Raw genomic sequence first — 13887 nt, forward strand, 5'->3', positions numbered from 1 at the left:
TCTGTTATGTCTGATATCGGCAAGCGTTTGGCGATTGTGCGGGAACGTGAGGGATTTTTGCAAATCCCCTTCGCCCATGAATTGGGTGTTTCTCAGAGCGCTTATAAAAACTATGAACGTGGTGCCAGACCTGTTCCCGTTAGCTTGATCTCTAGGATTTGTGAGGACTATGGCGTATCGCCCGCTTGGCTTCTGCTGGGAGAAGGGCAGATTAAAAGCGACATGAATGGTGCGCTAGTTGAAGGCGCTGTTCTAGCTGTGGAAAAATTTGCGAAAATGAAGGATTTGGATCCACCTCTTGAGAGGAAAGCAAAAATAATTCGATTTGTATATGAAGAGTTAATTTCTGGAAGAGACTTCGGAGATAAAGAGCTCAAGCGAATATTTAATACGGTCTTGTGAGTTCTGTATGGAAAGCGATAAAGTGGAAGTGATATCTGAAGCAATTCTCTCGGTATTGAATAAGAAATTTGCTGAAACGTCTGATCTAGAAAACAATGACGGCTTGTTTAGCGGGCTCTCTTTCTATCGAAAAAAGCGGCGAATTTTGAGCGAAGAGGAAATTCTTCAGTTCTGGAAGCGTAATGTTATTAGGAGCAAAGTCATATCTTTGTTCGCATTGGTCTTTCCTATCTTCGCTTCTTTTCTGCTGTTCCAGGGCGTGCTGGAGCCAATTGCCGTCTGTTGGATCGGGCTTGGAGGTTTGGCGATTTACGCGTTTTGTCAGCTCTTGTTGATTGAGGGACTTGAAAGGCTCCTGGGAACTTGGAGGGCTGCTTCTCCCAGAGGTTTTCGAAGGTCCGGCGAAATGGGATGGACGTACGTTGATGCGTCAGAGATGACGTTACCAGCCAATTCACGTATCGATGCGGCGGATGGTGCATCGAATTAGCGTTTCAATGTTATTGCACTGGCGCTTGGTTCATGTGTCGGCCTCGATCTTGAATTGTGTGTCTATCTGACGTACATTACACATGAACTTGCCCTTCGAGCCACGCAAACAAAGGAGGCGACTATGTTGGGAGCAACGGATCTCGCGTCTTCTCTTCCAGAGAAGAGCGATGCCAGGCTGAACATCCGCACAAAAGCCTCGATAAAGGCGGCCATTGAAAAGGCAGCTGAGCTTTCCGGTATGGATCTCAGCACATTCACGACCAATGCAGCATTGCTGCGTGCGCAGGATGTGATTGCGGCGCACGAACGAACGGTGTTGGCGCCGGTCGATCATGCTGCGTTCTTTGACGCTCTTGAGCGCCCGGCCGCACCGACAGAAAAGCTGTTGGCCGCCGCCAAGCTGCACAAGGAGATGGTTGCCGAAAGTGAGTGAAATATTGCGGCCTTTAAAATTTGAGCCGTTCGATCCGGAAAAACATGATCGAACGGCTTTTTCATGCGGCGTCGACCAGGTCGACAACTATTTCAAAAAAACAGCAAACAAGCTCCAGAAAGCGGGAAATGTTCGAGTGTCAGTGCTGCTCGGCGCGGACGATCAATTGCTGGGCTTCTACGCTGTTAACGCCCATTCAGTTGATTATGCCGAGTTGCCAAAAAAGTATGCTCGAACGCGGCCGAGTCACAGTTCAATCCCAGCTGCCTTTATTTCGATGATTGGCGTTGATCAGAGGTTCCAAGGGAACGGACTAGGCGGCATTTTGCTCGTTGATGCTTTGAAAAAACTCGCCCGTGCTTCCGAGACACTCGGCATTGCTGTGGTGCTCATGGATGTCTTGGACTGCGGAAACGAGGAGGCAACCAAACGGCGGTTAGCGCTATACACGGGCTATGGTTTCTCAAAGCTTGAAAACGCACCACTTCGCCTCTTTCTTCCCATACAGGACGCGCGGGCTTTGCTGATCTAATCAGGTCTCTGTCCTGAGCGACGCCAGGTCTATTCGGTCACTAATTTCAGAAATTGATTAGTGGTAGCCGCTAATAAACAAAATCGGCATTTTCTTTAATAAGGGTGAAGTGGTTCCCGTCTTTGAATTGCTCCATATGGCCTCATGAGCCGCCTCAGGCTACATAGCGCCCACAGGGCGGTCGTTCAGCGGTTCGAAATCAGATCTCCATAGCAGCTATTCGTTGCGAACTGATCTAAGGAACAAAATCGGCGGAGAGCGGTAGTTCGCTGCGGATCGCACGAGCGTCCGCTCTCTCAACAAAGCAAAAATCTGCGTCAGAAAGCCCCAAGTATCTTAGGACTTCATGCCCGAACCCGCTGTCTTAGTCTAGCGTAGAGCTGAATAGCAGGCTGATGTTCAAGCTCAACAATCACCGCGAAATTCTGGGCGATTTCCTGCGGCTCGGCCCAGCCTCCCACACAACGGACCACCAAGTAATACTCGTCACCGTAACCGGTTGTGTCTTGGACGAATGTCTTCGCTGCTGTTTGCAATGTCTGCCTGTCCCGGCTGTTCGGTCCAGGCTCGAGGCCGCACTTGAACCTGTTTGGAATATCTGGGGGATCGCCTTCCTCTGCCGTTCTTGCGCGAAAATGAGAAAACACTTCGGCGGAAGGGCAGCCGCGTAGAAGCCGGAAGTTCATCTTCGTGCCGATGTATTCGGCGCGGGTTCGTCGCACTGGAGGGTCGAATGCCAGGGAAACTCGGATTGTGCGTCGGCCGTTACCCTGAAACTCCGGCGGCACCGGCACGCGGTACACAGCGAAATGGTTGATACTGAGACGGTCCTCCGCATAAAGCACTACCCGGTGATCGTCAGAATAGGCAGCCCGTAGCGTGTCCACCATTCCATTACCGCAGATACGTGCCTGATCGGCAGGATCCATGCCTGCCAGACGGCGGGCGCACGCGTCGGGGAGGCTTGATGCCCCCGCAAGAAGCGCCCGGATCAGGTTCGCGGAAGCAGCGGGGAACAGCCGAAGAAGCTCCGCGGCTTTATTGGCGAGCATCGGCGCAGCATAAGAAGTCCCCATGCCGCTCGTAAGAAGCTGCCTGGTGAACTCATGGTTCAGCGTGATGACGCCGGCTTCCGGTATGTGTGGGGCGGACTGCAGCCTGGCTGAGGGCGCGTCGAATACCAGCGTTCCGCCGATATCCGCGAAATCGGGTTTCCGGATGCCCCCCGCCCCGGGGCCCGAGCGGGAGAAGGGAGACGGCTCGAGCGGCCGGGTGATCGGCCGGATATGAGCATCCCTTTCATGTCTGGCCCCCAAGCCCGTCCCGTTCGCCAATGCTCCGACCGTGATGACGTTGCTGGCTCCAGCCGGCTCACAGAGCCGGTTCGCTGCTTCGAGCAGATATGCGGGATATTCAGTGACCGCTTGCTCGACTGATGACCCGCCGCGCGGAGCGCGGTTGCCGGCGGATACGAAGATCAGCACGTCAAGTTCGCGTGCCAGTTCATCGAGTGTCGCGGCCCAAGGACCCACCCGCCCGGGTTCGTTGCGCGCGCGGACATCTCCGAGCGAGATGACGAAGAGGCGGCATTCGTGTTCCCGGTGCAATTGGGTAATCGCCTCACGCATCTGCCGCGGGAGCGTCCGACGTTCGTAGAACGCACCGTTGTCCTGCACCACCTTCGCGGACACTAGCTGCCCGGCGGGTTGCAGCCCTCCGTCCCGCAGCCGGTTCCTCAGATCGCCGAACAGCGCAACGCCCCCGACCCGCGTCCCGTGCCCACAGATATCAGCGGTTCCGAGTTCTGCCGGAAAAGCCGTCCGTTCGACAACTATCCCTTCGAGGAACGGATGCTCGTTGAGGCCGCTGTCCAGCACGCCAATGACCGGCGCACCGGCCTCCAGCGGCAGAATAGCCGGTGCGTCCTCGAGGGTCATTTGTACGAAGTCAGACGATTCCAGATCCGGCTCCGGTGGCAGATCAATGAATGCCACCTCGGGCACTGCCAGCAACGGCCGCAACACTCGTCCGGGAGCACGAACCCGCATCATCGTAATCGATGGACCTATGTAGACATCGAAGACTTCCGCGTCGCTGCTGGTGATGAAGTCCTCGATTTCCATGGCCTTGCGTTCCCGTGCAGGCCGCCCGCCGAAGTCCCAGAGCTCGATATCGACTGTGTAGACCTCGTCGCTTACTAGATCCTCCGCTTCGGTGAGCCCGGCTTCCCTCAGGCGGATACCAAGCCGGTCGTGAGGCCTCAGTGTGCCTACGTCCTCGATCCGCGTGACGAACCCCTCATAGCGTCTCCCCCGCTGACCTTCTGGAATAGGTCCGTCGTAGGCTTCGAGGCGCTGCAGAAAAGCCGAGAGATCGCCTTCCGAAGAGAACAGGACAATGTTGCGGTCTTCGTCGCTGGAAAGAAGCGTCAGGCCAAGTGCTTCCCAGTCCTCCTCGAGCAGCATCCCCTGCATCTGCACCCGCAGGATCAGCGAGGGATCAACGAACTGAGGCGGCCGACTTTCCTGCTGTGTCCGAACGGCCTCTTCGACTTTAAGACGCACGCGACCGCCGTATCCGCCGCCGCGTGAAGGCGTCGGGCCTGGAAAACCGGTTTTCCGCCGCTCCATCGTTTCGGGCAGCCGCAGGAGTTGCAGATGCTGGTGGCGCGGCACGACTTACTCCCCGACCTGTGCTTCCAGCTTCTGTTTGCGTGTCAGCCGTCGCTTGGCATCCCGCATTGCTTCACGGAAATCCTTGTCAGAAACCACCTTATTCCCGCAAAGGATCGACCGTTTCATAGCTTGAACGCAGACCCGTTCAAGGTCCGCGTAAGAATATCCCTGCAGCTGTGCGGCATAGCCAACCGGATCGAAAGAAGTCCGGATATTGCGGAAAGCATGAACCAGGTATTTGTTCACCATCGACGCATCCGGCGCATCGAACCAAACAATCTCATCGAACCTCCGCCAGACGGCCGGATCGAGATGCGCGTCGAGATTAGTCGCCGCGATCAGGAAGCCGCTCGGCTGAATCTGCTCGATGAAGATCAGCAGGCTGTTGACCACGCGTCGGAGTTCGCTGTGTTCGCCGGCCTCCTCGCGGGAGCGAGCAATCGCATCGAACTCGTCGAAGAACAGCACACAAGGCTGCCGGCGGGCGAATTCAAACGTCTTGCGGATATTGGTCGCGGTCTCGCCCAGGTAAGAAGAGATCAGGCTGTCAAGCCTTACATGGAAGAAAGGAAGCCCGAGCTCCTTGGCGAAGACCTCGGCGCACAGGGTCTTGCCCGTGCCGGGCGGTCCGCAAAACAGTAGCTTGGATCGCACCGGAAGCCCGTGACGCCTGATCCGGTCTGCTTGTCGGAATTCCCGTATCAGTCCCAGAAAGAGCTCAGTGTTCTCAGGAGAGAGCAGGATATCCTGCGGGCCATGCTCCGGTTCCACTCGTTGGATGAAGTCATTCGCCTCATCTGGGAAAGGGACCAAGCGCGAAAGCCCGCCGGTCGGGTGCGCCACCGAACCAATATTGTCCAACGTCTTACGCAGACTTCGCGCCAACACGCGGTTATTCTTCTTCTCCTCTTCAGAGATTATCTGCTCAACAACCCTGCGGAATTCTTCCTCGTGGCCGTAGCTTGCAAGCAATTTTTTTATCAACTCACCGCGCGCCATGTCTGCCCCATATTTTCAAGAGAACTTACCTGCATTACGCGATTCTGACCAGCACAGATGTAGTTGGGCTGAGCCTGAGAGGCTGGTAGAAGGCCATTCAAAGGCTCGCGCCTCCAAGAGCTGGCCATCAGGTCAAGTGAGCAGTCTGTCAGTATAGACCGAGCTTTGAGGTCGGGTCATGATGCCAAACCTCGACAGATGCGGCAGCCCGACTAGGCGGCCTCCTTCAAACTCGCCGCGGAACGCAGACACTTTGCCCCAGCCGGTTGGGTGCTTCTCCAAGTGGCGAATGTTGAGCATTTCTGATAGGATCTTGGTGGTCAGTGCGCCCATCGTAACAATCAGCGATGGCTGTGACGTTTGTAGCACCTCTGTCCAAAGCTCTTTCCCGAACTGAACAGATTGCTTTCGGTTTTTCAGACTTTTCCAGTCTCGCGAGCGGAACGGGACGAGGTTTCCGGCCAAGACGTCTTCTGGCTCTATTTCGAGCTTGGCGAAGAGGGATAAGACCTGCTTTTGTAGCTGGTGCTGGCTAGGTGCGCATCCGGCCCAGCTTTCACGACTGTAGGCACTTCCTCGCTCCATTGCGTATGTGCCGTGCATGTCTTCTTCGACCGAACCTCCGGGATTCAGGCCTATGAATGCTACTGGGGCTCCCGCTAGAGTTTTGGAAGCGCTGTAGAGAAAACGCCACCCAAGGGTGTTTCCACTCCGTTGATATGCTGCTTCGATCCGGCCCCTGAAATTCATTGAAATCGTGCCTGCGGTTGTAAAGTTGACCTCATGCTGCACAATACACAAATGACCGAAAGGGGAGCTTCGCTGCAAGCCTCAAGAATGTCGGCTCTGGGCCGAGGCTGTGTGGAAACACGGGATTCGAGTATACTGGCCTTCAGTAATTGGAGGTGGGGATGTCGGGGTATATCGAGGGGATTGATCGGAAACAGGAGACACTGTTTCCGGAGCGGTTGGAGGACTGGATCGGCGAGGATCACCCGGTTCGGGTGATTGATGTCTTCGTGGATGCTCTCGACTTGGCGGGTGCGGGGTTCAATCGCGTTGCGCCGGCTCAAACCGGGCGGCCCGGGTATGCCCCTTCTGTTCTGCTGAAGCTTTTCATCTATGGCTACATGAACAGGGTCACGTCCAGCAGACGGCTGGAGAAGGAAGCCGGCCGCAATGTCGAGGTGATGTGGCTGACAGGCAGGCTGGTGCCCGATCACAAGACGATTGCCGACTTTCGCAAGGACAACGGACCGGCCATCCGCAAGGCCTGCGCTCGGTTCGTCGAGCTGTGCCGTCAGATTGGCGTGTTGGCCTCAGGCACCGTGGCCATCGATGGCAGCAAGATGAAAGCGGTCAACAATCGGGATCGAAATTTCACGTCCGGGAAGGTCAAGCTTCGGATCAGTCATCTGGAACAGAGCGCGGCCCGATATCTTGAGGAAATGGATCGCACCGACCGGCAGGAGACGTCCGAAACAAAACTGCGCAAGGTCGAGCGCCTGAAGGAGAAGCTGTCGCGGCTCCGCCATGAAGTTCAGCGGCTGCAAGGGATCGCCAACCGCCTTGAGGACACTCCGGACGGCCAGATATCGTTGACCGATCCTGACGCGAGGTCGATGGCAACTTACGGCAAAGGCACGGGCCTCGTGGGTTACAACGTCCAGACGGCAGTCGATACGGCCACGCACTTGATCGTCGCCCACGATGTGACCAACGTCGTGCATGATCGGGCGCAGCTGGCCCCAATGGCGAAGATGGCCAAACAAGCCCTGCAGGCGGAAAAGCTGAACGCGATTGCCGACCGTGGATACTTCAACAGTGCCGAACTGCTTGCCTGCGACGAGGACGGAATTACTGCGACTGTCCCGCGGCCAGAGACGTCGGGCAATCGCAAGAAGGGCATGTTCGTGAAGGCTGACTTCTTTTACGACGCGGACAGCGACACCTATACCTGCCCATCCGGCAAGGTCCTGACCTACCGCTATACGCGAGAGGAAAACGGGCTCATGCACCGACGCTACTGGCATAACGACTGCCAGTGCTGCCCGATGAAAGCGCGCTGCACGACAGGAAAAGAGCGCCGGATCACCCGCTGGGAGCACGAACATCTGATCGAGACGATGTACCAGCGCATGGAAAAAACTCCGGATCTGATGCGCACCCGACGCTGCACGGTCGAGCATCCCTTCGGAACGATCAAGGCCGCGATGGGTGCCACCCATTTCCAGATGCGTAGGCTCAGGAACGTACGCACCGAAATGGCGCTCCACGTCCTCGCCTACAACATCAAACGAGTGATGAACATGATCGGCGCCAGGCTACTGGTGAAGGCGATCTTGGCCTGACTGGGCTTATTCCAAGCGGAACGCTCGTCGGAAAGCGCCTCAGGACCGCAGAACGCCGCTCTGAACAGATTACTGTTGGCAAAAAAGCAATTCCGGCTGCTTCCGCTCAATACCCGGGCCCCGGTCTCGAACACGACCGGACACTTCAGTTTCCACACAGCCTCGGCCGGAATCGCCACCACATCCAGCGCCGATGAATGTCAGCTAAGCACGATCGGAGCACGTAAACCGTCAGTCCCCTTCCGGCTCGGAGCTGAAGGGCCGTTCCTGGCGTAACCTGCCAGTCAGCAAAGCGCCCCCAACTTGGTCATTAAGCAGTTTCCATTTGGCTCCCTATTCCTGACGTTTCGACATACCCAAATCCAGCGGCTTATTGAGCACTATCGATCAGCAGCTGCCGATTTCTCCGCTCGACTTGCAATGAAATAGAAACAGACAGATACAAAAGTGGCACAGAGACTTGCCGCTAAAGCACGATCCATCTGTAGATCCTCCCGTGCAACATCGAGCACATTCCCAAGGCCATCCATCGACATCAGGAACTCAGCCACCATAGCGGCAAGTACTGCAAGAGGGGCGGCGATCTTCAGACCAAGGAACCAGTGCGGTATCGATGCTGGAAGCGCGATAAGCCTCAAACTGGTCAATTTAGACGCCCCGAACACCTTCAGAACGTCCGCGGTACCGGGAGGCAGTGCACGCAGGCCTGCAAGCGTGAAAACATACATGGAAAAGAAGGTAATCAGAGCGACGACGATGACAGCGGTTCTCCAATCATAGCCGAAAACCCTCAAAAGGATCGGAATGATCGCAACAATCGGAACTGAAGAAAAAATAAGGCTTACGGGAGCCAACAGCCCGTTCAACAGTCTGGACCACCATGCCAGAACTGCGATCAGCGTGCCAAGTGCAGCTCCGGCTGCGAGCCCGATGAGGGACAATCCTATTGTGCGCAGGGAATTGACGCCGAAGAAGAGTGGTTCTTCAAGAAGGCGCTGAACAACGCTGACCGGACTTGGCATCACGATCGTGTTGAAGCCGTTCAGCATGACCCAAATCTGCCAAATGACAATCAGTGCGACAACGCCCACCGAGTGAATGGCAAATGAGCGGGCGGCAATGACTGGGGGGCGGAATATCTCTTTGCGCATCTGACTAATCTTTGAACTTCTCGGTGGCCAACCGCTCAACAAGGCCGAAAAAGGCAAAAAGCGAAAGGGAAAGGATCGACGCAAACAGGACTGCACTCCAAAGAAGTTGGATCTGGAAGTTCTGCATTGCGCTGACAATCAACACGCCAAGCCCGCGCGGTGCACCGAACCATTCCCCGAGTATGGCGCCGATCATGGCGGACGGTGCAGCCATACGAAGGCCAGTGGTGATATTTGGAACCGCAGCTGGAACGAACAGCCTGTAAAAGACCGTACCCTTCGAAGCGCCAAGCGCCTGGAAGACGTCACGATGGGTTTGAGTTGCGGATTGGAACCCGGCAACAGTAGCTACGTAGATGATGAAGAAGACATGCAAGGCGGCGAGTGCCACGGGAGCGGCACTATAGCCAAGCAGCACGATCAACAACGGTCCAAGAGCGATCGGCGGAATAGCGTTAATCACTGCCGCAGTGCTGTCAGTAGAAGTCTTCACGGCAGGAACCAGCGTAATGATGGCTCCGCTGATAAACCCCACTGCCGCGCCGATCACATAACCTAGGACTACGGCCTGTATCGTCGCTGAGATCGCTCTTGAAAAAAGGCCTAAACGTGTAGGTTCGGTTGCGAAGGTGACGACATCGGTCAGGCTCGGCCAAGTGTAACCGGCCAGCTTGTAGGTGCCGATGATTTCCCAGCAGATGAGCATGAGCGCGAGGCCCAATGTCCCATGCAGAATCGCGCGCGTTCTTTGAGAAACATACATCAGGAGGTGTTTCCTGTGTCTTGATCCAGCCCTCGCAATGCGTCTGTGAGCTCATCGCAGATGTCGTGAAAGGTCTTGCTGCGTGTCATTTCGCGCGTGCGTGGACGCCCAAAAGGTACATCGACCACCTGCAAGATACGTCCTGGACGGCTGCTCATGACAACGATACGGTCGGCAAGATAGAGTGCTTCATCTACCGAATGGGTCACGAGAACGGTCGTAATCGAATCTTTGAGCCAGATCCGCTGTAGTTCGCCGTTGAGGTGGCGGCGGGTAACTGCATCCAGCGCGCCGAAAGGTTCATCGAGCAACAATACACCGGGCTGCAAAGCAAGGGCACGTGCGATCGATGTCCGTTGCCGCATTCCTCCGGACAATTGTTTCGGCCTGGCCCGCTCGAACTCACTTAGGCCGACCAGTGCCAGAAGCTCATTTATCCTGTCTCGATCGACAGGGCGGCCTGCAATTCGAAAGGGAAGGGCAACGTTGTCGAATATCGAAAGCCAGGGCAGCAGGGCATGATCCTGGAAAGCGACACCCAGCCGATGCGCTTTCGCCAGTTCCGCCGACGGTCTTCCATCGATTTCAACTGTCCCGGATGTTGGGTTTTCAAGTGCCGCCAACATGCGCAGCAACGTGCTCTTGCCACATCCGCTCGGGCCGATCAGGGCAATGAACTCGCCGTTGGCGACATCAAGATCGATACCGTCTACAGCTTTCACCTCTTTGCCCTTGATGTGAAAGGTCTTGTGGACCCCTCGCAAGGAGAGGCCCGTATTTTTTGATCGGGATGGCACGGCGCAAGTGTCAGAGCGATACATGCGCGTCCTCGACAATTGAAAGATCGACTATCGATGCCGCATCGGGCAAGTCGACACGGCCGGTGGCATTGGCCGCCGCAAACATCGGTCCAGCGATTTCATCGACATCGAGAGCCAGAAGCCGGCGGCCATCGCCAGCTTTTAGCAGATCAAGCTGCGCAGTCGCTTGTTGCCTTTGCTGGCCGGTATCCAGTCCGTAATCGACGCCATACTTGTCTACTGCCAAGTGAGCCGCGTAGTCCGGATCACCTTCGTTCTTCGTCCAACCTCTCACGAGTGCCCGCGTGAAGCCGACGATTTTGTCGCGCTGCTCCGTAATCAAGCTACGCTTGGCAAATAGCACTGCGCCGTAGCTCCGATAGCCCAATTCATCAAAGCTGGTGAAGAAAAAGTCTTTACCGCGAACCATGCCCATTTGTTCAAGCGCGACCGCTTCATTCGTAGAATATCCTGTGAAACCCTCACCTTCTCCGGCAAGAAGTGGTTCGGGTGAATAGCCGGCGGGCACCATTTCCCAGGTGTTGGGAAGACCGGCCAAAGCAAGTGTCGCCTCGATAGCAGATTTCTGGCTGGCTCCCTGAGCGAGGATCTTTGATCCTACAATGTCTCCCGCTTTGACGATAGGCTTTCCCGGAAGCGAAATGATGCCGAGTGGTGCACGTGGATATGTTGCGGCAAACGCAACAAAGTCATTGCCCTGCCGGATAGCATCAAGGAAGGGCAGCCAGGCAGAATACCCGATATCATCGGCGCCTGCGGCAACTGTCACGACTGACTGCGGCGTATTCGGGCCACCAGCCTGAACGGACACGTCCAATCCTTCATTGGCGAAGTATCCGTCTTCGAACGCAATCCAGAGGCCAGCATACTGGACGTTCTTGATCCAATTGAGTTTGACGTTCAAGGGGGCCTGCGCCTGCGCGAAAGCAGAACGCGAGGACAAGCCTAGTGTCAGAGCACTGGCTGAAGCGGCAGCAGACCCGAGTAATTGGCGACGATTGAGCAGCATGACTTTCTCCTGACTAAACTATGTTCTAGGGGGTTTAATTTGTGTTCAACGAATTTGCGGCCTTGCTGCCAATTAATGACGGCGTTCAGCCTATCTCCCGGAACAGGTCCGCCTTTTACCTAGGTCGGCACTTCACCCTTGACGGATGTTCGCCAAATCAGCCGGCGATAGCGTTCGCGGTCATAATCCGTAGCGCTGTGCATGGTTGTCCGGTTGTCCCAGATGACCACGTCTCCGGGCCGCCATTTGAGTGCGATCTGATTGGCGGGGGCTAGAACAGCAGCAAAGAGCGTATCGAGCAATGCGCGACTTTCCTCATATTCCATTCCCTCGATACGGACGATGCAGTCACCACCAAGATAAAGAGATTTGCGTCCCGTAAGCGGATGCGTACGCACAAGTGGATGCACAACGTCAGGAACCTGTTCCCTCTGTGCGGCTGTCAATTCTGACTTGACCCCATTGTCGCGCATGTAATCCGCATTGCCAGTTCGCATATAGACGTAGCTGTGCACAGCCTTCATGCCATCGATACGAGCTTTCAGCTCCGGGTCGAGCTGTCCATAGGCTTCTTCTGTGCTGGCGAAAAGCGTGTCAGCCCCTTCGGCAGGCGTCTCCACGCCATGCAGCAGAGTGTAGGCGGTCGGCCGATGAAGGTAGGACTGATCAGTGTGCCAGCCGAAACCGTCCTTCGGGTTTCCAACTGACTTGCCGTTTTCGACAATGTTGGAGATTACATAGATCTCCGGGACCTCTTCGAGACGATATTGATCGAGAACGTGAAACTCGAGTTCACCGCAGAAACGACTCAATTCGCCGAACTGCTGCGCGCTGAGGTTCTGGTCGTGAAAAACCAATAGCCCGTTCCGACAAACCTCGGATAAGAAATCCGTCCGCTCACAGACGCTGGATAATGTGCTGAGATCGAAGCCTTCAACTTCCCCGCCCATCACATCCGACAAGGGTCGGATGTCAAATGGAACAACGCTGGAACATGCCTTTGCGGAAACTGACATAATGTACCTCTCAAAGTGAACTTCGAGAAATCATCATCGACGGTATTGATTGACTCAAGCAGAGATTTTCGCTTCATTCGTTGCTAAAATTAGTTCATTTAGCGATATCGCTTTGTGCCAGAACGTCCTGCAGGTGACTGATCAGGGTCGTAACCGCGAGTGAAAGATGTCGTGACCTTCTGACGCTGATCCCTAGGTGCTGCTGCTCTACAAGCCTGTCCGTGACCGGGATATAGACCACACCCGTTTCATCCGCGGCGTTCAGCGGCATGATGTATTTGGTCACCAACGCCAGCCCTATTCCTGAGCTGGCCATGCTGCGCATCATCTCATAGGAGTTGGTCGAAAACACAATGACCGGCTTGACGTCGGCCCGCCCGAAAACTCGGTCATATTGAACACGCAAGGCAGAGTTCATCGCCGGCATAATCATCGGGTATTGAGCACATTCCACGATACGAACGTTTTTTTTGCTCGCGAGCGGGTGATCATCGCGCACCATCGCGTAGGTTGACCGTGCAAGCCGGGCAACATGCACGAGATCGGGAATATTCGGCGGATTATACGTCATCGCCACCTCGACCTCATCCTGCATCAAAAGCCTGATGAGGTCAGGTGAAGGCTGAACCGTAACGTCAAAAGTAATCCCCGGCAGTTGCCTGTGAAACTGGGCAAGAAGTGTCGGGACGAAATCCCTCGCGAAAGTCTCCGGAACGCCGAGAGAAACACTGCCCCTGCGCAGGCCTTTCAGGTCGCCGATCTTCTCGCTGGCTCTCTTCATCTCGTTCATTGCGGCGCGGGCGTGTACGAGCAACGTTTCACCTGCCGCTGTAAGGCGCAGACTGTTGCGCCCACCACGTCTTTCGAAGAGTTCAGCCCCGAGCGTTTCCTCAAGTTGCACGATCTGTCGATTGACCGCAGAAGCCGCAATATTAAGCGCTTCGGAGGCTCGACGAAATGAACCCGTTTCCGCAACGGTGACAAAATATCGCAAAGCAATGTGATTTAGCAGCATGGTGAGAGAACTATTGACGAAGCGCCACCTAAACTCAATTCCCCAGATCGTGGCACAACGACCAAATTTGCCCGTTCTGGAAATCAGGCAATTGTAGCTTGAACATTGTCGCAGAATTCTTCATAGGCAACGATACAAGCAACGTTTGTCTCTAGCAGACGCGAGGCGCCGGCAACTTCTTGTGCGTGGTTCGCACAGAATTCCCACGTCACGAAAGGCGAAGAGGAC

Annotated in this window: 14 protein-coding genes; 5 read left to right on the plus strand and 9 right to left on the minus strand. The window is 55.5% G+C overall.

Features of this window, described 5'->3' with window-relative positions:
- The first annotated feature begins 6 nt into the window (after positions 1-6).
- From FMN63_RS20000 to FMN63_RS20015, 4 genes are all read left to right on the plus strand, one after another.
- Complete coding sequence (locus tag FMN63_RS20000; protein ID WP_162530083.1) at positions 7-402, plus strand: helix-turn-helix domain-containing protein; 396 nt, start codon at positions 7-9, stop codon at positions 400-402.
- A gap of 7 nt (positions 403-409) precedes the next feature.
- Positions 410-892, plus strand: a complete 483-nt coding sequence (locus FMN63_RS20005) for a hypothetical protein (protein ID WP_148585927.1) — start codon at positions 410-412, stop codon at positions 890-892.
- Between the two features lie 123 nt (positions 893-1015).
- The gene (locus FMN63_RS20010) at positions 1016-1327 is read left to right on the plus strand and encodes a type II toxin-antitoxin system TacA family antitoxin (RefSeq protein WP_148585928.1); all 312 of its coding nucleotides are present in this window, start codon (positions 1016-1018) and stop codon (positions 1325-1327) included.
- Positions 1320-1859 carry an N-acetyltransferase gene (locus tag FMN63_RS20015; RefSeq protein ID WP_040440204.1) on the plus strand — a complete coding sequence of 180 codons (540 nt, stop codon included), beginning with the start codon at positions 1320-1322 and terminating at the stop codon, positions 1857-1859. The genes FMN63_RS20010 and FMN63_RS20015 overlap by 8 nt, the downstream gene beginning before the upstream one ends.
- Positions 1860-2203: 344 nt before the next feature.
- Here the strand turns inward: FMN63_RS20015 and FMN63_RS20020 are convergent, their stop codons facing one another.
- From FMN63_RS20020 to FMN63_RS20030, 3 genes are all read right to left on the minus strand, one after another.
- Positions 2204-4534 carry a S8 family peptidase gene (locus FMN63_RS20020; RefSeq protein ID WP_286192711.1) on the minus strand — a complete coding sequence of 777 codons (2331 nt, stop codon included), beginning with the start codon at positions 4532-4534 and terminating at the stop codon, positions 2204-2206.
- 3 nt (positions 4535-4537) lie between these two features.
- Positions 4538-5533 (minus strand): AAA family ATPase, encoded by a 996-nt coding sequence (locus FMN63_RS20025; RefSeq protein WP_148585929.1) that lies wholly within the window; start codon positions 5531-5533, stop codon positions 4538-4540.
- Between the two features lie 132 nt (positions 5534-5665).
- The gene (locus FMN63_RS20030; protein ID WP_353619242.1) at positions 5666-6283 is read right to left on the minus strand and encodes a uracil-DNA glycosylase family protein; all 618 of its coding nucleotides are present in this window, start codon (positions 6281-6283) and stop codon (positions 5666-5668) included.
- A gap of 161 nt (positions 6284-6444) precedes the next feature.
- Here FMN63_RS20030 and FMN63_RS20035 point away from each other — a divergent pair, with 161 nt between their 5' ends.
- On the plus strand, positions 6445-7884 hold the full coding sequence (locus tag FMN63_RS20035) for an IS1182 family transposase (RefSeq protein WP_148585931.1): 1440 nt from the start codon (positions 6445-6447) through the stop codon (positions 7882-7884).
- Between the two features lie 380 nt (positions 7885-8264).
- Here FMN63_RS20035 and FMN63_RS20040 read toward each other — a convergent pair whose 3' ends face one another.
- The 6 genes from FMN63_RS20040 to FMN63_RS20065 all read right to left on the minus strand — a co-directional run bounded on the left by FMN63_RS20040 (position 8265) and on the right by FMN63_RS20065 (position 13659).
- Positions 8265-9035, minus strand: a complete 771-nt coding sequence (locus FMN63_RS20040) for an ABC transporter permease (protein ID WP_148585932.1) — start codon at positions 9033-9035, stop codon at positions 8265-8267.
- 4 nt (positions 9036-9039) lie between these two features.
- Positions 9040-9798, minus strand: a complete 759-nt coding sequence (locus FMN63_RS20045) for an ABC transporter permease (protein ID WP_148585933.1) — start codon at positions 9796-9798, stop codon at positions 9040-9042.
- Complete coding sequence (locus FMN63_RS20050; protein ID WP_148585934.1) at positions 9798-10619, minus strand: ABC transporter ATP-binding protein; 822 nt, start codon at positions 10617-10619, stop codon at positions 9798-9800. Before FMN63_RS20050 ends, FMN63_RS20045 begins: the two co-directional genes overlap by 1 nt.
- Positions 10606-11628, minus strand: a complete 1023-nt coding sequence (locus FMN63_RS20055) for an ABC transporter substrate-binding protein (RefSeq protein WP_148585935.1) — start codon at positions 11626-11628, stop codon at positions 10606-10608. Before FMN63_RS20055 ends, FMN63_RS20050 begins: the two co-directional genes overlap by 14 nt.
- Positions 11629-11747: 119 nt before the next feature.
- Entirely contained in the window at positions 11748-12644 is an 897-nt protein-coding gene (locus tag FMN63_RS20060) for a TauD/TfdA dioxygenase family protein (RefSeq protein ID WP_148585936.1), read from the minus strand.
- 94 nt (positions 12645-12738) lie between these two features.
- Positions 12739-13659, minus strand: a complete 921-nt coding sequence (locus tag FMN63_RS20065) for a LysR family transcriptional regulator (RefSeq protein WP_148585937.1) — start codon at positions 13657-13659, stop codon at positions 12739-12741.
- Positions 13660-13887 lie beyond the last annotated feature (228 nt).

The organism is Stappia sp. BW2 (genome assembly GCF_008107695.1).
Lineage (GTDB): Bacteria > Pseudomonadota > Alphaproteobacteria > Rhizobiales > Stappiaceae > Roseibium.

What these genes read in the sequence shown, in the direction of transcription:
- FMN63_RS20000 (WP_162530083.1), top strand. Translation starts at nt 7, where the DNA reads ATGTCTGATATCGGCAAGCGTTTGGCGATTGTGCGGGAACGTGAGGGA.
- FMN63_RS20005 (WP_148585927.1), top strand. Translation starts at nt 410, where the DNA reads ATGGAAAGCGATAAAGTGGAAGTGATATCTGAAGCAATTCTCTCGGTA.
- FMN63_RS20010 (WP_148585928.1), top strand. Translation starts at nt 1,016, where the DNA reads ATGTTGGGAGCAACGGATCTCGCGTCTTCTCTTCCAGAGAAGAGCGAT.
- FMN63_RS20025 (WP_148585929.1), bottom strand. Translation starts at nt 5,533, where the DNA reads ATGGCGCGCGGTGAGTTGATAAAAAAATTGCTTGCAAGCTACGGCCAC.
- FMN63_RS20030 (WP_353619242.1), bottom strand. Translation starts at nt 6,283, where the DNA reads ATGAATTTCAGGGGCCGGATCGAAGCAGCATATCAACGGAGTGGAAAC.
- FMN63_RS20035 (WP_148585931.1), top strand. Translation starts at nt 6,445, where the DNA reads ATGTCGGGGTATATCGAGGGGATTGATCGGAAACAGGAGACACTGTTT.
- FMN63_RS20040 (WP_148585932.1), bottom strand. Translation starts at nt 9,035, where the DNA reads ATGCGCAAAGAGATATTCCGCCCCCCAGTCATTGCCGCCCGCTCATTT.
- FMN63_RS20045 (WP_148585933.1), bottom strand. Translation starts at nt 9,798, where the DNA reads ATGTATGTTTCTCAAAGAACGCGCGCGATTCTGCATGGGACATTGGGC.
- FMN63_RS20050 (WP_148585934.1), bottom strand. Translation starts at nt 10,619, where the DNA reads ATGTATCGCTCTGACACTTGCGCCGTGCCATCCCGATCAAAAAATACG.
- FMN63_RS20055 (WP_148585935.1), bottom strand. Translation starts at nt 11,628, where the DNA reads ATGCTGCTCAATCGTCGCCAATTACTCGGGTCTGCTGCCGCTTCAGCC.
- FMN63_RS20060 (WP_148585936.1), bottom strand. Translation starts at nt 12,644, where the DNA reads ATGTCAGTTTCCGCAAAGGCATGTTCCAGCGTTGTTCCATTTGACATC.
- FMN63_RS20065 (WP_148585937.1), bottom strand. Translation starts at nt 13,659, where the DNA reads ATGCTGCTAAATCACATTGCTTTGCGATATTTTGTCACCGTTGCGGAA.